Annotated in this window: 14 protein-coding genes and 1 riboswitch; of the genes, 4 read left to right on the top strand and 10 right to left on the bottom strand. The window is 36.1% G+C overall.

Annotated elements, in window-relative coordinates; translation table 11 throughout:
• Nucleotides 1–4: 4 nt before the first annotated feature.
• The gene (locus L1967_RS04465; RefSeq protein ID WP_249600522.1) at nt 5–1,600 is read left to right on the top strand and encodes a RagB/SusD family nutrient uptake outer membrane protein; all 1,596 of its coding nucleotides are present in this window, start codon (nt 5–7) and stop codon (nt 1,598–1,600) included.
• A gap of 305 nt (nt 1,601–1,905) precedes the next feature.
• On the opposite strand, the gene L1967_RS04460 is transcribed toward L1967_RS04465, so the two are convergent.
• The 6 genes from L1967_RS04460 to L1967_RS04435 all read right to left on the bottom strand — a co-directional run bounded on the left by L1967_RS04460 (nt 1,906) and on the right by L1967_RS04435 (nt 10,199).
• Nucleotides 1,906–4,128, bottom strand: a complete 2,223-nt coding sequence (locus L1967_RS04460) for a TonB-dependent receptor (protein WP_249600521.1) — start codon at nt 4,126–4,128, stop codon at nt 1,906–1,908.
• A 195-nt stretch (nt 4,129–4,323) separates the two neighbouring features.
• Nucleotides 4,324–6,180: a glycoside hydrolase family 2 protein gene (locus L1967_RS04455; protein WP_249600520.1), complete on the bottom strand. Its 1,857-nt coding sequence runs from the start codon at nt 6,178–6,180 to the stop codon at nt 4,324–4,326.
• Between the two features lie 269 nt (nt 6,181–6,449).
• Nucleotides 6,450–6,983, bottom strand: coding sequence for an NAD(P)H-binding protein (locus L1967_RS04450; RefSeq protein WP_249600519.1), 534 nt, complete (start codon nt 6,981–6,983; stop codon nt 6,450–6,452).
• Complete coding sequence (locus tag L1967_RS04445) at nt 6,974–7,111, bottom strand: Rossmann-fold NAD(P)-binding domain-containing protein (RefSeq protein ID WP_249600518.1); 138 nt, start codon at nt 7,109–7,111, stop codon at nt 6,974–6,976. The genes L1967_RS04450 and L1967_RS04445 overlap by 10 nt, the downstream gene beginning before the upstream one ends.
• Nucleotides 7,112–7,495: 384 nt before the next feature.
• Nucleotides 7,496–9,190, bottom strand: a complete 1,695-nt coding sequence (locus tag L1967_RS04440) for a ribonucleoside-diphosphate reductase subunit alpha (RefSeq protein WP_249600517.1) — start codon at nt 9,188–9,190, stop codon at nt 7,496–7,498.
• Between the two features lie 34 nt (nt 9,191–9,224).
• Complete coding sequence (locus tag L1967_RS04435; protein WP_249600516.1) at nt 9,225–10,199, bottom strand: ribonucleotide-diphosphate reductase subunit beta; 975 nt, start codon at nt 10,197–10,199, stop codon at nt 9,225–9,227.
• A 138-nt stretch (nt 10,200–10,337) separates the two neighbouring features.
• A riboswitch (cobalamin riboswitch) is annotated at nt 10,338–10,476 on the bottom strand.
• An 845-nt stretch (nt 10,477–11,321) separates the two neighbouring features.
• On the opposite strand from L1967_RS04435, the gene L1967_RS04430 reads away from it, so the two are divergent.
• From L1967_RS04430 to L1967_RS04420, 3 genes are read left to right on the top strand one after another with little or no spacing between them, the layout of a single operon-like run.
• Nucleotides 11,322–12,926, top strand: a complete 1,605-nt coding sequence (locus L1967_RS04430; RefSeq protein WP_249600515.1) for an ABC transporter transmembrane domain-containing protein — start codon at nt 11,322–11,324, stop codon at nt 12,924–12,926.
• Between the two features lie 15 nt (nt 12,927–12,941).
• The gene (locus L1967_RS04425; RefSeq protein WP_249600514.1) at nt 12,942–14,324 is read left to right on the top strand and encodes an HlyD family secretion protein; all 1,383 of its coding nucleotides are present in this window, start codon (nt 12,942–12,944) and stop codon (nt 14,322–14,324) included.
• A 1-nt stretch (nt 14,325) separates the two neighbouring features.
• On the top strand, nt 14,326–15,729 hold the full coding sequence (locus tag L1967_RS04420) for a TolC family protein (RefSeq protein WP_249600513.1): 1,404 nt from the start codon (nt 14,326–14,328) through the stop codon (nt 15,727–15,729).
• A gap of 168 nt (nt 15,730–15,897) precedes the next feature.
• Here L1967_RS04420 and L1967_RS04415 read toward each other — a convergent pair whose 3' ends face one another.
• The 4 genes from L1967_RS04415 to L1967_RS04400 are packed head-to-tail and all read right to left on the bottom strand — an operon-like array spanning nt 15,898 to nt 21,601.
• Entirely contained in the window at nt 15,898–16,839 is a 942-nt protein-coding gene (locus tag L1967_RS04415; RefSeq protein ID WP_249600512.1) for a glycoside hydrolase family 43 protein, read from the bottom strand.
• A gap of 5 nt (nt 16,840–16,844) precedes the next feature.
• Nucleotides 16,845–17,759 carry an alpha/beta hydrolase gene (locus L1967_RS04410; protein WP_249600511.1) on the bottom strand — a complete coding sequence of 305 codons (915 nt, stop codon included), beginning with the start codon at nt 17,757–17,759 and terminating at the stop codon, nt 16,845–16,847.
• Nucleotides 17,760–17,761: 2 nt separating this feature from the next.
• The gene (locus L1967_RS04405; RefSeq protein WP_249600510.1) at nt 17,762–18,883 is read right to left on the bottom strand and encodes a glycoside hydrolase family 88/105 protein; all 1,122 of its coding nucleotides are present in this window, start codon (nt 18,881–18,883) and stop codon (nt 17,762–17,764) included.
• 12 nt (nt 18,884–18,895) lie between these two features.
• The gene (locus L1967_RS04400; protein WP_249600509.1) at nt 18,896–21,601 is read right to left on the bottom strand and encodes a glycosyl hydrolase; all 2,706 of its coding nucleotides are present in this window, start codon (nt 21,599–21,601) and stop codon (nt 18,896–18,898) included.
• Between the last annotated feature and the right edge of the window lie 201 nt (nt 21,602–21,802).

Here is a 21,802-nt window from a genome sequence, read left to right as displayed (position 1 = left end):
TCTAATGAAAACAAATAAAATAATTATAGCCATAGGTATTTTACTGGTAATAGGTAATATATCGTGTACTGACCTTTATGACGATAGCTATGGGAGTGTAGTAAGTGAAAAATTCACTCCCGAATCTGAAGAAGATATTAGCGCATTAATAAATGCAGCTTATGTGCCCTGGCGTAAAACAATGCTTTTATGGAACGGCGTGGTTAGAGCACAGGAATTATGTGCCGATCAGGATGTGATCCCCGCCCGTATCGGGATAGGATGGCTTGATGGATATATTTATAAAAGATGGCATCAACATGCCTGGACTACTAACGACGATAGTGTTTACCAATCCTGGAGCAGAACTTTTGAAGGGATTAATACCGTAAACCGATTATTGTATCAAATCGATGAAGGTGTTATCACTTTACCCGATGAAAATACCCAAAGTGCCTTAATATCAGAGTTAAAAGTACTAAGGGCTTCTTACTATTACATCCTGGTAGATCTTTATGGCAATGTTCCTATTGTGACCGATTACGGAGATACAAATTTACCACAACAGTCAAAACGTTCTGAAGTTTTCGATTTTATCATTCAGGAGGTTACAGATAACATCAATAATTTATCTGAAGAAGCCAGAGGCTATTATTACGGTCGAATGAATAAATGGGTTGCTCATACCTTATTGGCAAAAATGTACCTTAATGCTGAAGTTTGGAAGGGAGAAGCCATGTGGCAAAAGTGTATCGAAGAATGTAACACGGTAATGGCCTCTGGGCATTATAATTTAGAAGCCAATCAAAAAAATATATTTATTACCGAAAATCAAGACTCCAGAGAAATTATTTTTGCCCTACCGATGGACGAAAAATATGTAACTGACTGGAATGCATTCGATTTCCACATGTACACATTAGCACAGGAAAATCAACAAACTTACGATATGACCTATGCTCCCTGGGGCGGTGTTTGTGCAACGCCGCAGTTTATAGATTCTTTTAACCCTAATGATAAAAGACTAAAGGACAATTATATAAAAGGGCAACAATACGCTTTATCTGGAGAGGCCTTATCGATAAACTATACTAACTCGGTGCCTTCTATCGACGAATCTGATAAAGACGATGGCTATCGTTGGGGGAAATTTGAATATAAAATAGGTTGTACCAACAGGCTGAGTAATGATTTCCCGGTTTTTAGATACGCTGATATTTTACTGATGAAAGCTGAAGCTTTAATGCGTTCTGGACAAGCCGGAGCAGGGGAATTAGTGAGCGAGGTGAGAATGAGAGATTTTGATTCTTCTCAGGAAGCTATGGTTACCGATGCCGAACTTACCATGGGCAGTAATTATAACTATGGACGCAGGGATAGCTATTCCCAAACCTTTGAAGGTGGAGCAGATATTACGTATGGTCGGTTTTTAGATGAACTTGGATGGGAATTTTGTCAGGAAGGCAGACGACGACAGGATTTAATAAGATTTGGGGTTTTTACCACAAAATCCTGGTTTTCCCATGACGCTTCTGATGCTGCTAAAAAGTTATATCCTATCCCCTACGATGTTATGCTTACCAATAGTAATTTAAAACAAAATCCCGGGTATAGCGAATAATCGGAAAAATAAAAACTAGTCAAAAACATCCATTCTTTAAAAAGAGTGGATGCTTTTTTCATTAGTTAATACCTTTAAAATTTATACCAAACCTACTATAAGATTTATAAAAAATGTTATCATCAAGATCATGAGGTAAACTACTTCAGGGCAAGTGTGCGAGGTATAAATCTGGAAATCTTTTACAGTTTCGAGAGTGGTTAAACCATTTAAGCTATTGCAAAAACAACCCTTTTAGAAATTAAAACGTATTAAACACATCCAAAAAATGAATCTCAAATTATTAAAAATCAAGCTTTTATTATCTAAAATCGATACGAAATAATACCTTTTAAAAAGAAAGGGGTACCTGGTGTAAAATGAATTTCTTCTACCGGCTTATCTTCAAAAGCTAATCTTGATGTTGTTGCAAATTGCGTTTCATTCCAATCGGTATCAAAAATATTCTGAATAGCAAGTCCAAAATCAAAATGATTCCAACGATAGCCTGCATTAAAATCAAAAACGGTGTATCCCTCTGCAATAATAGAATTATCTTCATTGGCAGCTCTGGAATTCATGTGCCTTACATGTAAACCTCCGTAAATTCCTGAAGGATGGATAACATTTATTCCTGAAGTAAATGTAAAATCGGGAGCGAGTGGAATATAATCTTCTCCGTCAGGTTCATCCTTCGCTCTTGCTAAAGTGCCGTTAACATCCAGATCATAATTAAGCCAATTAAATGGCTGGTAACGTAAACTAAAATCAATTCCTTTTCGTACTGTTTTCCCACTAGGCTCTACAACAGCCTCGTCACCAACATATACAAACTCCTGTTCCAAATACAGGTACCAAAAAGCAGTGTTCAGAATAAGCTTAGGCACCGGTTTCCATATAAAGCCAAGATCGCTCCCGTAAGCGGCCGGTAAAATCTCCTTTCCTGCTTGTTGAACAACGACCCGGGTATCGTTGGAATGAAAACTTTTACCCGATTTTAAATACAACTGAACATTGTCTTTTAAATTATAAAGAATATTTAGTTTAGGGCTTAATATTGCTTTATTTTCAGCAGTATTTATATACGCTTCAGTCAAACCATCTTCATACATAAATTTGAAGTAGTCTAATCGTAACCCTGGATTTAGTGTCCATTTTCCGAAGTGAAAATTTGCATTGGCAAAAACCGAATAGTTAGTTTCATTAATATTACCTAAACTTAGCGAATCTAACACTTCTTCTCTATTTAAGGTATGCGATAATTTGTTATTCCTGCTTTGGTCATTACGAAGCGCTATTCCAAATTCATAATCACCATTAACCTGATCTTCATAGAATTTATGCTTATAGGTATTGGTTACGCCGTAGATTTCTCTGGTCTCACTTTGCTTAATCTGGTCTCCATTTTCAGGATCGTTCAGAAAAAAGGTGAAATTTGAATATAAAAGGAAATCATACCTAGAATAATACAAGGTTGTAGACAACCCCGATTGTTTATCGATCTGATATTCGTTATTTAAAATAATATTTTTTCGGCTGGTTTCCCCACCTTCAGTATCGTCTATGGCGCCAAACCTTGAAATTAATCCGTTGTCTAATGCTCTTTGTGGAATTTGCCCAGAGGCATCCCACTCACTGTTAAAATAAGAAACAATTGCTTTAAAACGGTTTTTGGCAGAAAGTTGACCAACGTATTTCCCCATTAGATTAATTCGGGTAAATAACTGCGGAGAATCAAATGCACCATCGGTGCCTAAATATTCTGAAGCGATGTAGGCTGATTCCTTTTCTGAATCCAATATTTTAAACATACCTACCAAACGCTGTGTATTAAATTGGCCGATTTCAGCTTTGATGATGTTATCTTGTAACTGATCTTTAGTATTAAAAGATACAAAACCGGCAGTAGAGAAATTACCTTTGCTAGTCGTATAAGGTCCTTTTCCAAATTGAACTCCAGCTACAGTTTCAGGAATTATAAAATGAAGATCTGAATATCCTTGCCCATGTGCATGAGAAACTAAATTTACTGGCATACCATCTACACTCACATTAATATCGGTGCCATGATCAATATCAAAACCACGAAGAAAAATTTGTTCAGCCTTTCCTCCTCCAGCATGCTGACCGATAAACAAACCTGGAACATATCTTAAGAGATCCTGAGATGAATTTACAGGATTTACACGCGTGTTTATTTCAGAAAAGATGCTTAATGCATTAATTTTTGGTGCTATCACTATTTCATCTATAAGATTCATCTTTGTTTGAAGCCTTACGGTATAATTTTGCTTGGAATCAACTTTAAAATACGCTGTTGTATAGCCCAGATGATGAATTTTAATACTATCGTTTTTTGAAGCTGCAATGATAAAGTTCCCCTGAGTATCGCTATGCGTATGTTGACCGCTTTCGATATTTAGAATATAAGCTTCACTTATAGCATTGTTCTTAGAATCAGTAATTTTCCCTGAAATGGTAATTTGACCAAAAGACAAAAAAGAGCATAAAAAAAACGCTAAGAATAGCGTGTAGGATTTTGAGGCCATAAGGTTTAGATTTTCATCAAAAATAAGCTTTTAGATGAATTCCTCTGTACAGAAAAGTGTAAAAATTATAGTGCTCACAGTTAATTAAATCTACAATAGAACCTATATATCCTTCAAAAAATAAACTCAAACTACTAAGTAAAAAGGCTAATCCTAAAACCGATTAGCCTTTTTAGTATGCTTAATGATATTTTTCTACTCCTGATCTTCTTTTTCTTTTTCATCGTAGTACTTTTTAAGTACGAAAAAAGCTTTTTTCTTATTTCCCTGATTGTCTATTAAACCTTTACGGTTCCAGCCTTCCTGAAATTTAGGATTATTACGCTTTGGTGATCTAAAATCTACCAGTATCCATGGTGACAATCCCATAAAATTCTCTGGCATATTTTCCATCATTTTAAGGGTTTCTTCAAAATACCATTCCTGAAATTCTTCACTCCATCGAGTTTCTTTATCGGCATGAAATCCGCCTTTTGCCCCTGCCCCGGTTTCGCTGAAAAATAAGGGCTTGTTATAGGCCGTTTCCCATTTTGATTTTACTTTGGCGTGAGGTAAATCACCATACCAGCCCAAATATTCATTTACAGAAACAATATCGGTATACTCGCCAAGCGGATCGTCTATATAGTTTTTACCTCGATTATAACCAACTTCCAAAGCCGCTGAAATTAATCTTGTATTATCCTTTTCTTTAGCATGCATCACCAAACTTTTCATAAACCTGGTTCGGGCTTCACTAACAGGAGTTTCGTTACCAACAGACCAGATTATTACAGATGCTCTGTTTTGATCTCTAATGATCATTTCATCTAATTGCTTTTTGGCTTTCTTTAAAACCCCCTCGTTTTTAAAGTCGATTGTCCAGTACACCGGAATTTCACTCCACACCAAAATCCCTAAAGAATCTGCGGCACGCGTCATATATTCATTGTGCGGATAATGCGCTAAACGCACCATGTTTACGTTAAGATCGCGAGCCCAACCTAAAAGTTTATCGGCATCGGCGCTATTTTTAGCTCTACGAGCTTCAGGAGCAATTTCTTCATGAATACTAATCCCTCTCATAAAGATTTTCTTGCCGTTTAGCAACACCTCTTTACCAGCAACTTCTATTTTTCTAAAACCAATCTTATCGGTCAGGATATTTTCTCCCAAAGTAAATTTTACTTCGTAAAGCTTTGGATTTTCCGGAGACCATAATTCTAATTTTTTAGCATCAAAGTTAAAAGAACCTTCAGAAGCATTGCTTTCAACTTTCTCTTTAAGTCCAATTTCAGGAATTTCAATAGTGATTTTTTCTTCGGAAGAAGTATTAGGGCCATTCAATTTAAAATACCCTGAAATATTAAACTTCTTGCGCTTTATAGATTTTTCAATATCCTGCGACTGCTCTAAATGTATGGCGTATTGCTGAATGAAATTTTGTGGTGTAATCACTAATTTTACATCACGGGTAATGCCGCCGTAATTCCACCAATCGGTATTTAAAGTAGGAACCTCATCGGCATAACGTTTATTATCTACTTTAACAACCAGAAAATTCCCTTCATCTTCCAGCATTTCCTGCGAAATTTCAAAGTTAAATGGTGTAAATCCGCCTTTATGCATACCCAGCTTTTTACCATTTAAATACACATGGGCCTCATAATTTACAGCACCGAAGTATAAAAAAACACGTTCATTTTTATCTAATTTCGGTTTATCAAATGTTCTTTGATACCAAACGGTGCCTTCGTAATACTTAAAGACATCGTCCTGCGAATTCCAATCGCCGGGAACCTGAATGGTATAATCATCGCTGTAACCATGCTCTTTTCGATCGGTTTTGCCATGGGGTTCCGGATTATTCCAATAAGCTTCAGGATCTTTTTCTCCTTTCTCCTTATATCTATAATCATAAAAACCGGTTTCATAAGGATCGATAATGTAATGCCAGGTGCCGTTTAAAGAAACCTGTTTACGATTATGTGTGTTTACGATTAAATTTTCCTGGGCAAAAGCCGAGACAGAAAGCAATACTAAAAAAGCAGCAATAATTTTTTTAAATATCATTTGAGACAGAATTTGATTAAAAATGCTTTTCGGACTGAAATAAATAAAATCCAAAAAAATAAACGTATTTTTTACATTTACTAATATAAAAAAATTCCGGTATCCCTAATCGATATATTTAATAGAACTGCTATAATTATTATCTAAAAAATCAAATACAAGAAAAGTTAATATTTGAAGTTTCTGCTTATGTCTTTTGATTTGCGACAAACAAAAAACTCCTGCTAAAAAATCAGCAGGAGTTTTTATCCAATTCTTTTTAAAAACTTCTAAGAGCACACTTTTGCTAAAGCTTCAGGTATTTCATGTTCTCCTTTACTCATTTCGATAACTTTTCCGTAGGTTTTTGGATTTTTAAGAACCTCTAAAACCGTTTCTGCAACGGCCTGCCTTGGGATTTTCGAGTTTACTTCATCTGGATTATCAGTCATTAATACCTTACCGGCTTCATCGTCATCAGTTAAAGTTACCGGACGTAAAATGGTATAATCCAAAGCACTTCTCTTCAGCTCTAAATCGGCATAGTGTTTCGCGATGTAATAAGGTTTCATTCCGTCTACTTTTCCCCAATACGAACGATCGTCGCTATGCGAAGCACTCACCATTACAAAACGTTTTATGCCTTGTTTTTCGGCCTGGTTAATCGCCTTTATTGCTCCGTCTAAATCTATTTCCATTGTTTTATCGTGACCGGTTTTTCCACCAGAACCAGCGCTAAACACCACGGCTTCGTAATTTTTAATGACATAGCCAATAGCTTCAGGCGTATTCTCTAAACTTTCTACTACTGTAGCTACGCCCATCTCTTCAAAAAGCGGTTTTTGCTCTTCTTTTCTAATAAAGCGGTAGGCTCAAAATCTTTAGAAGCACTCATCGCTTTTGCAATACGTTGACCAACTTTACCATGGGCCCCAATAATTAAAACTTTCATATCAATTTTTCTTTTTCATTTATTTTCAAGGTAGTTTTAATTTTAAAGAATCTATTTTAAAATTCTATTAAACTATTAGCTATTAAGAAAATCTTATACTTATTCATTCAGCAAACCCTTTAAAAAATAGACCACTGCTGTTGGACAGAAATTGTACTAAGAAACACTACACTATTTAAGTTTTTATAAGGTATCTACTTTTAATAAACCTAAATAAGCAGAAAGTAAACAACCTCGGCACAAGCCCAAGAGGCAATCGATAGAAAAAAACTTTAAATTCCGGCATCCTGATTGCTAGCGGGAAGGGATATTAAAGCCTTTGGCGATGTCAATAAAAAAACCCATCTGAAAAAGATGGGTTTTTTATACTATTTAGGATTGAAATTAAGCTTCACAGCTAGAACAGTTCACAATGTTTGAAACAAATTCTTTAGAAACACTCTGACTTCTTTGATAATATAAAGTTTTTACCCCTAATTTCCAGGCTTCAATCATTAACTGGTTTACATCCCTTACCGGAACGCCAGCAGGAATATTAAGATTTAAACTTTGTGCCTGATCAATAAATTTTTGTCTTACCGATGCCTGCTGAATGATCTCTAACTGGCTAATTTCTTTAAAGGTCTTAAAGATATCTTTTTCTTCCTGAGTTAAAGTTTCTAAATGCTGCACACTGCCATGGTGTAGCATGATGCTTCTCCAGGTATCTTCGTTATCCAGACCTTTTTCTTCCAGTAATTGTTTCAGGTATTTATTCTTACGCATAAAGTTTCCTTTTGCAAGCCCCGCTTTATAATAATTACTGCTGAAAGGCTCTATTCCTGGTGAAGTTTGCCCCAAAATCGCTGAAGAAGAGGTTGTTGGCGCAATTGCCATTAAGGTTGTATTTCTTAAACCATAACCTTTAAGCATTTCGGGCTCTCCATAAATGGTTGCCAGTTCTTTACTCGCTTTGGTGGCTTTTGCACTAATATCTTCAAATATTTGGTGTGTTAAACCTTTGGCACGCATTCCTTCAAACGGAATTCTGTTTTTCTGTAAATACGAATGCCATCCCATCGCTCCTAAGCCAAGTGCACGGTGATTCTTCGCAAATCTGTTGGCTGAAGCTAAATAATGATTTCCTTCGGTTTTTGCGATAAATTCCTGAAGTACTCCGTCTAGGAAATAGATCGCCAATTTAACCGCTTCAGTATCTTTCCACTCGTCATAAAGCTCCAGGTTCATCGAAGATAAACAACAGATAAACGATTCATCTTCGGTAGAAGGCAGCGCAATTTCAGAACATAAATTACTGGAATGGATCGTTCTATTTTTATCCTTGTAAACCTGTGGCTTAAAACGGTTAATATTGTCTTTAAATAAAATATAGGGTAACCCTTTTTGTTGGCGGCTTTCTAAAACCTTTGCCCAAATTTCACGTTTTTCCATATCCCCTTCGATCATCTCCTGCATCCAGTAATCTGGTACACAAACCCCGTAAAATAAATTCTGAATAGGATTCCCGATATTCTTAATTTCAAGAAACTCTTTAATATCTGGATGATCGATATCTAAATAGGCGGCAAAAGCCCCACGACGCACGCCACCCTGAGAAATGGTGTCCATGGCGGTATCAAACAACTTCATAAAACTTGTCGCCCCACTACTCTTTCCGTTATCGGTAACCGCACTACCACGACCTCGTAATTCACCAAAATATCCAGAGGTTCCACCCCCTATTTTGGTTTGCATAATTACTTCGCCCAGTTTATGGGTAATTCCTTCAATATTATCAGGTACATAAACATTAAAACATGAAATGGGTAATCCACGCTCGGTTCCCATATTTGCCCAAATTGGTGAACTTAAACTCATCCAACCACGCTCGATCATTTCGATAAAAGCTTCGGCTAATTCTGGCTTATACAATCTTCTGGCCGAGGCATTTGCGATACGCTCGATCGCCGATTTTACAGTTTCTCCTTTTAGTAAATATCCACGATTAAGGATTTGCTGACTTTCGTCATTAAGCCACCAAAGTCTTTTGTTTTTTGGTTCATCTACGATTAAAGGCTGAGTTTCTACGTTCGTTGTCATGGGAGTTTCGGGTATTTAATGTTTGGCGATTATTTTAAAAAAGGTCTGATGCAGTGATACTTTTATCGTGCTTAGTGTAATCTACTGGACGTCTGGCAAAGAAATCATCTAAACTATTGGCAAAAACTTCTTCTTCAAACCACAGCATTGGCTGATACTCTGCTACAGTAATATTGTATTGCTTGGGAAGACCGATACTTTTTAAACTATCATCTAATCTGAATTTCATAAAATCCATCAGATTTTTTTTATTGATATTCTCTAATTGCCCATTTTCAAAGATCCAATCCAGAATTTCTTCTTCTACTTCAATAGATCGTGTCACAACATCAGTTAATTTCTGGATCATTTCTTCATTAAAATAATCTGGATACTCTTCACGAATCTGGTTAATGATGTAAATCCCTGCATTGGCATGAATTTGTTCATCTACTGAAGTCCATGCGATAATATTGCTCACATTCTTCATTACCCCTTTAAAGCGATTAAAGGATAATACAATAGCAAACTGACTAAATAGGGAGACGTTTTCAATCAAAATTGAAAATAAAATCAGCGAAGACACATAATCCTTTGGATCTTCAGCTTTGGTATGCTCTAAGGCTTCTGTTAAATAAGCGATACGCTTTTTAATTGCAGGTACTTCTACCACCTTGGCAAACTCATTATTATAGCCCAACACTTCTAAGAGTCTGGAATAGGCTTGTGAATGTCTAAATTCACATTCAGCAAAAGTACTTCCTAATCCGTTAAATTCCGGTTTTGGTAAGTGTTTGTATAAATCACCCCAAAACGATTTTACGGCAACTTCAATTTGCGCGATTGCCAGTAAACTTTTCTTTACCACATCTTTTTCACCGGCCGTTAAATGCGAATGAAAATCCTGTACATCTGCGGTAAAATCTACTTCAGAATGTACCCAAAACGATTGGTTAATGGCATCTGTAAAATCTAAAACTCCCGGATACTCAAAAGGCTTATAATTTAGCCGCTTGTCAAAAATACTCATACTGCTGTTGTGTTGTTAATGAAACAAAAAACCAAGAGCATAAAATGAAATGGAAGGATGCTTATTATTCGATAAAAGTTTTATTCAAAAAAACATCGAATTTTAATCTCCAAGACCATTACTTTTTATGCGAAAGTAAAAGTCATTGAAACGAAAAAAGGTATTCTGGCTTATCAGCAACGCTAATTTACAGTTGCGCAACAGCTCATGATTTGCACATGATTCCCCCTTAAATTTTAATGAAATTTCGTTCAATAATTTCAAATCAAAATTACAATCTAAGAGCATACTTTTCTCAGAAATTTCATCATACTTATTCACAATTTTGTGAACAATTTAGAAACCACTGATTTATAAAGTTTTACATTTAATTTTATAAAATACTGAAAACAAGAAAGTTGAATTTTAAGCAACAATCAATTGTTTACAAAAAATAAAGACTTTTATAAATCAAAGGTCTTGATAATTAAAAAAATATAAAGAATGCTATTTTGGGAAAGAAACGCCAATAGCGCGGCACAAATATAGAAAAAGCTATGATTGAAATTCGTTATTTAAACCTTAAAATTTTATAAAATTAAAGAGGTAAATCCACTCGCCTAGTTTTAAACTTGTTAAAAACCATTTTACTTTAAAATATCAAATGGCTCCGCTTCAAATCATATATCCAGACCTATAATTTTTGCTATGGTTAGTATTCATTGAGAGGTATAACATTGTTTGTTCTTTATTAGCACTCCTTAAGCAAGCCATTAGGCAATTATGAGAACATTTTTTTCAAATAAGCTTTCTAATCATTTAATCTGAATTATCAAGTAAAAGAATTGCGATACAATCATTACTAAAAGAATAAATCGTAAGTTTATATTTTCTATGCTTTTCCCTTAAAACCCTTGGTAAAAAGGGGAGTAAAGCAAAATTTTAGTACTTATTAAGAAATTCTAATGGTATTTTAATCTCGATATAAAGATTTTTTAATAATCCCATTCTATTTTCGCAAGCAGCTAAAGGAATGTTATAAAATTCTGAAGCTTTAGACAAGAACGCAACTTTTAATTACATTTACAGATTCGAAAACCTATATTAATCATTTTTAAATAGTTACAAATCATTTAATTATATATGGCCAAAAGTTCAATTTCACCCTGGACTAAACTATGGAATCTGCTAAAACTCGAAAAACGAGATATTTTACACGTTTTATATTATGCGATTTTTGCAGGTATTATTAGCTTAACCCTACCTTTAGGGATACAGGCAATTATTAATCTTATCCAGGGCGCTGAAGTTTCTACCTCCTGGATTTTATTAACCTGCCTGGTAACTCTTGGCGTGGCATTTAACGGAGCCTTACAAGTTTTACAACTAGATCTGGTAGAAAATATTCAGGAAAAAGTATTTACCCGCGCCTCTTTCGAATTCATTTACCGCTTTCCAAAAATGCGGGTTCGGGAATTAGAAAATTACTATCCCCCAGAACTATCCAACAGATTTTTTGATGTGCTAACACTTCAAAAAGGATTACAGAAATTGCTATTGGATTTTCCCGCGGCAGTAATCCAAATTATTTTTGGTCTATTATTATTGTCTTTTTACCATCCTTTCTTTATTGCTTTTGCTATTTTATTGATCGTTCTTATCTACATCATCTTTAAATTTAGCCTTTCTAAAGCTTTAGAGACAAGCATTCTGGAATCTAAAAAGAAATATCATATTGCTTTTTGGATTCAGCAGGTAGCCGCGAATTTTAGGACCTTTAAAATTTTTCCAGATGAGTACGAGCAAAATAAAAACAATACGCTTGTAAAAAAATATCTGGAAGAAAGACAGTCACACTTTGGTACTGTAAAAAACCAGTATAAACAAATGGTGGTTTTTAAAGTTATTGTGACTTTAGGACTACTTTTAATAGGAGGTTTACTGGTGATTAATCAGCAAATGAATATTGGGCAGTTTGTTGCTGCTGAAATTATTATTGTACTCGTTATAAATTCCGTAGAAAAAATAGGCCTTAGCCTGGAAACTATTTACGATGTGGTTACCGCCGTTGAAAAAATTAGTGAAGTAACTTCTAAAAAATTAGATCGTAAAACAGGTGTTCATGAAAACGATGTGCAACTTTTCCCTATTAAAATAGAAAACCTTCATATCGAAGAGAGTGTGATCCCAGATTTAGTGGTAAACGAGGGCGATCTTATTAATATTGTTGGTGCAGAAATTGTTGTGAATGACTTTTTCCATTACCTCTCTGGAATGAAGAAAACTAAAAAAGGACGAATTTTCTTTAACCGTGAAGAAATTGCCAATATTAATCTGGATAACTACCGTAATAAAATCGCATTACTTTTAAATACCGACAGTATTTTTGAAGGCACCATTTGGGAAAACTTAACCCTTAGCAACCCTAATATGAGTTCAGACAGGGTCTACCAGATGCTGGAAGATTTTAACATATTGGATCATATTAATAAACTCCCAGATTCTTTAAATACGTATATATTTTCCGGTAATAAAAAAATTGGAGCTAAAACAGCGAAAAAGATTTGCCTTATTAGAGCCTTGCTAAAAGATCCTAAATTTTTAATGATTGAGAAAGGATATATTCTTTCAGAAAATGATCAAAAAGCATTGATGAAACACATTAAAATAGATAAAACCTGTGTTTTCCTTGCCGATGATGCGCATCAATTAAACGAATTTGAGCCTCTATACATAAAACAGAAATAAAAAATTAAATCATAAATGCTTAATCTTTCTAATACAAAATTGGGCGAAAAGGTAAACTTTGAAGAGTTTAGCGCTTTTTCGCTGATCGTGAAAAGAAGCCACCACCAGCTTCTTTCCAGGATACTATTAGGAACTTTTGTGTTTTTACTAGTTCTACTGTTTTTCCCCTGGACGCAAACTATTAGCAGTAGAGGTTACGTAACTACCCTAAAACCTGATCAAAGACCACAAACACTGCAATCACCTATCCCCGGGCAAATCCAAAAATGGTACGTTCAGGAAGGTGATTATGTTGAAAAAGGAGATACTATTTTACATATTACTGAAGTAAAAAATGAATATTTTGATCCGCTTCTGGTAGAAAGAACAGGAGATCAGTTAGCTTCCAAAAGCAACTCATTCGAATCTTACGGGCAAAAAATAGAAGCCCTGCACCGACAATTACAAGCAATACAGCGCGAAAGAATATTAAAGTTAGAACAAACCCGAAATAAAAGAAAACAAGCCGATCTTAAAATTAACAGTGATAGTATTTCTTTAGAAGCTGCCAAAGTAAACCTAAGCATTGCCGAAAGGCAGTATGCTCGTACCAGCGAGTTATATGAAGAGGGCCTAAAATCGAGACTGGATTTAGAAACCAAACAATCTAAATTTCAGGAATCCCAGGCCAAGGTGATCGATTTGGAAAATAAATTACTAAGCAGTAAAAATGAATTGCTTAATGCGATCATGGAGGTGAATCGTATAGAAGCCAATTATATCGATAAAATTAATAAAATTGAAGGGGAAATATCCACCGCAAATTCATCAAGGTTTGATGCCGAAGCACAGGTTTCTAAATTAGAAAATTCACTCTCTAATTATGAAATTAGGAAAAATATGCTGTATATCCGTGCTCCACAAAATGGCTATATAAACCGTGCATTAAAACAAGGTATCGGTGAGACCTTTAAAGAAGGTGAGAAACTGGTGACCATTATGCCATCAGACATCGATATTGCCGTAGAAACTTATGTAAAACCCATCGATTTACCTTTAATAAGTATCGGTGATCATGTAAGAGTACAATTTGATGGCTGGCCGGCAATCGTATTTAGCGGTTGGCCTAATGCTTCCTATGGTACTTATGGCGCAAAAGTAGTGGCGATAGAGAATTTTATTAGCGACAATGGTAAATATAGGATTTTGCTTTCTCCAGATCTAAAAGAACGTGAAAAACACGCATGGCCAGATGCCTTACGTGTAGGCTCGGGTGCCAGGACGCTGGCTTTACTGGACGATGTTCCTATTTGGTATGAACTTTGGCGAAATTTAAATGGTTTCCCGCCAAACTACTATACCAACGCAGATAAAGAAAAAGACGGAAAGAAAAGTGATTCCAAAGATGCTAAGGAGTAATATGCGAAAATTCATTTGTTTATTTTTCTTTTCTTTTTTTGGTATTTTCTTCGGAAATGCACAAGAACAGGAATCTGAAATCTTCACGCTGGAAGAGTTCCTGGCCATGGTAAAACGATACCATCCCATTGTAGCCCAGGCCAATCTGGAACTTTCTGGAGCCGAGGCTAAATTATTAAAATCCAGAGGGGCTTTTGATCCTAAACTGGAAGGCGGAATGAAAGAAAAAAACTTTCATGGCACCGAATATTATTCCCTTTGGCACGGCACTTTTAAAATTCCCACCTGGTACGGAATCGATCTTAAAGCAGGCTACGAACAGAATGAAGGATATTACCTAAACCCAGAAAACAACACGCCAGATGATGGTTTATGGAGCGCCGGCGTGAATATAAGCCTTGCTCAGGGATTGCTTTACAATGAAAGGATGAATAACCTTAAACAGGCAAAGATCTTTCAGCAACAATCTCAATTAGAGCGAAATATTCAGGTAAACCAGGTGCTGGCCGATGCCACAAAAGCTTATGCCGATTGGGTTTACTATTTTCAAAATACATCGGTTTACGAAGAGTTTTTAGAAAATGCCCTCATTCGGTTTGAAGGTATTGCCACTTCCAGCCGACTTGGGGAAACACCCGCTATAGATACTGTAGAAACCATGATTACAGTACGAAACAGAAAATTAGATCTTAAGCAGGCTGAACTGAAACTTCAAAAAGCAAAACTGGCTTTGAGTAACTACCTTTGGATAGAAAATATTCCCATAGAACTGGAAGACCGAATGAAACCGGCTCCTGAAATTCTGGATATCCCTTCAGTTTTAGGGATCGAGCAATTATTAGGTAATGCTACGGCAATAGAAAATCACCCTAAGTTACAATCTTTAAATTACGATTTAGAAGCTTATGACCTTGATATTAGGCTAAAAAGAAACAAACTTTTACCAAAAATTGATGTTGAATATAATTTTATTTCCGAAGAAATCGACGAGCCAGATTATATAAATACCAACAATTATAAAGCCGGAGTTAAAGTAAGCTTTCCTTTATTTCTACGGAAAGAACGCGGAGATTTAAGGCTTTCTAAAGTGAAAAGGGAGCAGGCAGAATTTAAACTATCTGAAAATGCCTGGAAATTAAGCAACAAAATAAAAGCTACCGAAAGAGAAATACTTAGTTTACAAGAACAAATGACCATCGTGACCAATATCGTAAGCGAAAGTGAAATTATGGTGGAAGCCGAAAAACGCCTTTTTGAAATGGGCGAAAGTTCTATTTTCTACATCAACACGCGAGAAAATAAGCTTATTGATTATATCTTGAAAAGGAACAAAATCAATAACGAATTAAATCTTGCTATCGCAAAGTTATTTGAAACTCTTAGAATTGAGTATGAGAATGATTAATTTTTAAGTAAGAGGCTTAGAGCTTAGTTATTGATGGTTTAAATTACACAATATTACACCAGAAATTTATCAATATCAGGTCAAAGTCGATTAAATACAACACAGACTTCACAGGTTTAATCCAATATAGCTATCGGGACTATGAGGTCTAAAAAGTTTAATTACATTCTATTTTTTATCGATACTTTTTAATTTCTCCAACTGGGCTTGAGTAATTTTTATGGCTGTACCATGCCGCGTTCCTTTAGGAAAAGTAATTTGATCTGAAATATCGGTCCAGTTTTTTAGATCTTTTGAAGCAACGGCACCGTATTGATGATCGGTATATTTATCAAAATAAACAATATATTGATTGTCTATTTTTAGCATAGTTGGCCCTTCTGCCCAATATTTTCCGGTAATGGGTTTACTGGCATCACTGTATGGACCGGTTAAATTTTCAGCGAAAGCAACTTTTAAATTCTTTTGTGCAGGCTCTCTGGTTTCATCTTTTAAAATCATAACATATTTTCCATCATGCCAGCTAATACTGGCATCAATCACATTGAATCCAGGCTCATATAAAAGTTTCGTTTCAGAATAATCTTTAAAATCTTTGGTAGTTACATAGTACATGCGGTGATTGTAGCCACTATCCATATCAGATTGCGTTTCAGGAAATTTACCCGGAATTGTTGTAGCCCAGTAAATCATATATTCGTCTTTCTTCTGATCATAAGTAATTTCAGGTGCCCAACAATTTCTAGCGGTTTCTTCATCTTCCATTACGGGAATCAATTCTTGCGGTGACCAGTTGATCAAATCTTCAGAAGAGGCATAGCCAATCCCGCGTTCTGTCCAACCCGTAGTCCAAACCATGTGATATTTATCATCACCACCTTTTATAATACAGGGATCACGCATCAATTTCTGCTCACCAACTTCAGGGGTCAATAAAGACTTATCGTTATGTAAAGTTTCCCATTTTAATCCGTCTTTGCTATAGGCATAATGTAAACCATGTTCCCCATTTCCTTTAAAATAACTGAATAGATACACCTCTTTTTGGGCATTACAAGAGATAAAAAAGCAAAGAAGAATTATGGAACTTAAAAACTGATTTAATTTCATGGAGTTTAAATTTTATAATGATGCAATTTAAGCCAGTTTAATAAGCTGGTGGTCCAGGTATTATTGGTGAGTTGTCTTCCCATCCCGAAACCGTGACCACCATTCTCAAAAATATGAATTTCAGTGGGAACCTTGTTTTCCTTCAGAGCTTTTAAATACTTAAGGCTATTTTCTACCGGAACGGCATGATCGTCCATCGCGTGAACCAAAAATGTTGGTGGTGTATTTTCTGAAACCTGAGTTTCATTCGAAAAATATTCGACTAATTCTTCTGAAGGTGTTTTTCCCAGCAAACGCTCTCGGGAACCCAGATGGGTAATTTCATTAGTTAAACTTACTACCGGATAAACCAATATTGAAAAATCCGGGCGGGCACTTTCCTTTATCGCTTCAGGATAAACTTTTTCATTAAAATGTGTGGAAAGGCTTGCCGCTAGATGCCCTCCTGCCGAAAATCCCATAATCCCGATTTTATCTGGATCAAGATTCCATTTTTCAGCATTACCTCGCAACAATCTTACGGCTCGCTGGGCATCCATCAATGGCACTACAGATTTATTCTCCATAATATGGTCATCAGGTAAACGATATTTAAGCACAAAAGCTGAAATCCCTTTAGAAACCAGCCATTCTGCCAGTTTAAATCCTTCCTTATCGATCGCCAAATGACTATAACCACCCCCGGGAAAAATAATAACGGCGCTTCTTAACGAATCTCCCTTTGCCATATAGGCATAAAGTTTTGGTTCCTTAACTTTGCTTACGCCTATTAAGTGATCGCCATCGAACTTTTGTGCTTCCTGATATTCGTTGTTTTCTATACTTCCGGGAATTGTATCTTCCCAAAGCAGCATCTCAAAATCCTGAGCTTTACTATGAAAAACACTAAAAAAGAGAAACAGAATAAGTAATTTTCTCATCCTTAAAATTGAATTCTATAAACTTCAGCTCCGGCCAGTAAAAAGCAACCTAAACCATAATCTTCAAAATCTGGCGTTTTATCATACGATAAAGGTTGCCCATCTTTTGGTTCTTTTCCGGTAGATTGCACCCAACCTAAAAATCCGTTTTCGTGAAGTCCATCTTTTACCATTGCATTCCAGGCTTTGGTAATTACCGGCATGTATTTTTCTTTATCTAAAATTCCGTTGTTTACGCCATAAGCCATCCCATAAACAAACAGAGCGGTACCAGAAAGTTCTTTCCCCCCAAAGTGGCCTTCGTCATGTAAACTTACATTCCAAAAACCATCTTTACGCTGCACTTTCACCAAAGCTTCAGCCATCGCTTCAAGATCTTCTTTGTACTGTTCTTCGTGTACAGTACCTTCAGGAATAATCGACAACACTTTTGCTAAAGCTCCTATCACCCAACCGTTTCCTCTACTCCAATAAGAATCTTCTCCGTTTGGTTCAGTATACGGCGGATCAAAATCTGCATCTCTCCACCATAATCCATCTTTTTCATTAAAAAGTCCGTTACCTCCAATAGCATTCCTTGTATCCATATACATTTGGTACATCTTTTCGTAGTAACGAGAATCGTCCTCTAAAACACCCATTTTCGCAAAAACCGGCATTCCCATTTGTATGGCATCAATCCAATCCCAATCGCCAGTTTGCGGTGTTGCCAAAAACTTTTGCATACAGGCCCTGGTATTTTTTAACTTTTTTGGATCTGGTTGTAAATTATAAAGATCAATATACGTTTGGGCAGCACAGTAATCATCGGCATTACGGGTTTCATTACCACTTCTAAATCCCCAATTATGGAAATTTGCCCAATCCAAGGCATAATTATAATATTCGTCTTTAGGCATAATTTCGTGCAATGCCATTAATCCTTCATAATACACGCCACGCGTCCAGATATTACTTGGCCGTTCTTTATTCGTAATTATGGTTTTACCTACATCTGGCCATTTTTGCATAAAATAAGCATTGGCAAGTTCCATATCTTTTAAAACCTGATCGCGATCAATCTGCTGCGCAATACTTAGCTGCGAACAAATTAAAAGACAAATAAACAGACGAATATTTTTCATAGTAATTTTATATTATTTTATGGTTTTTAGGGGAATCAGTTTTACCAGACTTATTAAACCAGAAGGCATGGGATTCCATTTAGTAGCATCAAATTTTTCGTAATCTTTATTCACAATATTGATCTCGTAAAAAGTCTTCCACTCTTCTCCCCTCATTTCCTTAGCTCGCAATCGATTCGCAGCAAGGTTGGTCACTTTAACGGTTAATTTATTTTCGCCCTGCTTCAGATCTCTTAAAATAACTTCAAAAGGAACCGACCAATAACGACCAACGTACTCGTCATTTAACCAAACCTGGGCACTTTCTCTTACATCGCCAAGATCGAGTTTCCAGTATTCTACATTTTCATCTGGATTTTTAAAAGTGGTTTCATAAATCCCTGTTCCAGAAAAATTAGCGGCTGTTTCATCGATTTCTGTCCAGCTTTTTAGCTCTGAAAGTTCTTGGGATTTTGGCACTTCTGGCCCTCCGTTTTCAAAACTCAGTTTCCAGTTTTCCAAAACAATACCATCGCCCGCTGTTTCAAAATAGTTCCATGCTGGTGCATTAAAGCTTTCGGCTGTTTTTACAATAATCGATTGTCCGGGTTTAATTTGAAGTTTTACCTGTAGTTTATTTGCTGAATTTTTAGTCTCTGCAATTCCCAGATTTCGATTCAGCGGATCTAAAATTAAAGCTGATTTTTCTTCAGAATTTAATGGAATAAACTCATCGATTGTTTTTGAAGTATGATTAACGAGAAAATAAATCTTACCTTCCTCATCTGCCCTTCTGATATATTTGAGTCCATTTTCCACCAAAGTCTCAGGATGGATATTGGCTGATTTCAGGCTAGATTTTACATCGGCTGAAATTTTTATTTTCTCATTTAGTTTATCCAGTTTGCGGTTAGCCGACTCGTAATCTTTAAATCCCGGGACACTTTCAGGTTTGGCTTCAAAAATAATCGTAGCTCCGGCTTCCTTTAGCTCCACTAACTTTTGCATTGTTTTAAGCGGAATAAACTTGGCTTCAGGAATAATTAAGCTTGAAAAAGTTCCGCCGGGTAATACTAGTTTCCCATTTACCACTTTAGCCTGCTCGATATACCGATCTGAAATAAAATCGATTCCGTAGCCATTTTTCATCAAATCGGTCGATAATTTATAAAAAGGCGTATGGGTTAACCACTCTTCTAAAGAATGAATTTTAAGCTGAACAAACAGATTGGCATTGTAATACGAATTCCAGATATCGTAAATAGGCCAATACACCAGGTTTTTGTTATCGCTATGCCCTTTTTGCAGCATAGACTGCACATTAGATAGATATGAAAATAAGCCGGGAGCATCTTCCCAAATGGTGTTTTTGGGACTAAAATTAACTGAGGCATAAAACTTCCAGCCTGGCCAGCCAGCGCGTTCTGGTGAATACGTAGAGCCGTGTAAAAATATATGGTTTACACCATTAAGCAGTAATTCTTCAGCCTCTGGTTTTGTTTGGGAAAGCGCTGTTTTAAAATGTTCCCGAAGCCAGGTAAAAGACTCAGACGAAATTAAAGGCCTTCCTGCCACATGACTTGCCGAGGATGAAAATTTAAGCATCACAGGATCGGCATCACCTTTTCTGATATTTGCAGAATCCCTTCTAAAACCGGGAATATCGAAAGGCATCGAACCAAAAGTTTCACATTCTGGAATATCTGCAGAGGCATACAAATCGATTAAATTTCCCGGAGAACCGTGCGCCTGCAACCGGCTTTTCATCCCGTTTTCATTGGCCCAGGCTGTCCAGGGATTATCAAATTCTTCCAGTAAAATATCAGAGATCGTTTCGCGAAAATCGGCTTTTACGCGGTTTCCAATTTCATCATCTTTTTTTAGCAATAATTTATCAAGATGTTGCACTAAATTATAACCTCTTCTTTTTTCGAATTGCTGCAGAAAATCTTTGGTGAAATCTGTCCCATAAACCTCGTAACTATCATTAAAAATTGCCCTTGGTTTTTCGCTAATCTTAGCAAATGCTTCATTAAAAGGTTTTAAATAATTGTTTAGCGCATCTTTTGAAAAATGATCCAGAGTAAAACCTGCGCCACCGGGAGCAGCTCGCTTTACTTTTTGCCCTGTTTTACCAAGAAATAAGACATAAATTGTATAATTCTGCCTTTTCGCTTTCCATTTTAAATCGGTCTTATTTTTTACATTTTCAGTGATAATTTCTGAATTTCCAGCTTCATCAAAAGTAACCACAGCCTGAAGAAAAATCGGATTTTTCTCGTCTTTTGGCAGTAAAGAACCTTTAAAAGTATCTCCTTTTTCGAGTTCTATTTTATTAACCACTAATTTTGAAGCCGCATCATCTACACTCACCTGTTTACCGCCATAAGGCCAGCCCGTTCCCAATACCATATCCACTCCTAAACCTAAACTGTCACCGGTTTTTATGGTAAAATCTAAAATCTCAAGATATTCTGGAGAAAGAAAATCTAAAAAATGGTCTTCTTCACCTTTTGCACCGTAAATTGGCGTAATTTCTACACCGCCCAAGCCGGCTTTTTGGAATTCGATTAAATGTTCGCGGATGTTTTTTTTATCAACCGCGCTTCCCATCCACCACCAACGCGTCCAGGGTTTCGTTTCCTTTTGCTGCACTGGCCAATATCGCTGATTTTGAGCACTTAAATCTATACTGATAAGAATTATTGCTGAAAACAATAAATCACGAAAAATCTTCATTATAAACTTCAAATTTTGAAAAATCGAAATCGTTTTCTCATTAAGTGGTGAAAATAACCGAAATCCCTGAAGCAGGCATCCTGTCCTATCCTGAAAATCCGGGAACAAACAGGTACTTTTCCAGCACGCATATCTTTTTCCTAAGTTTTTCAGCTTCGTTCATTAAAAACTATGATATAAGCCTACTCATTTGATATTGTA

This window comes from Zunongwangia pacifica, assembly GCF_023499215.1.
Taxonomy (GTDB): Bacteria; Bacteroidota; Bacteroidia; order Flavobacteriales; family Flavobacteriaceae; genus Zunongwangia; species Zunongwangia pacifica.
Note: the sequence above shows the minus strand (reverse complement) of the source record. Positions and strands in the feature narration are given on the sequence as shown.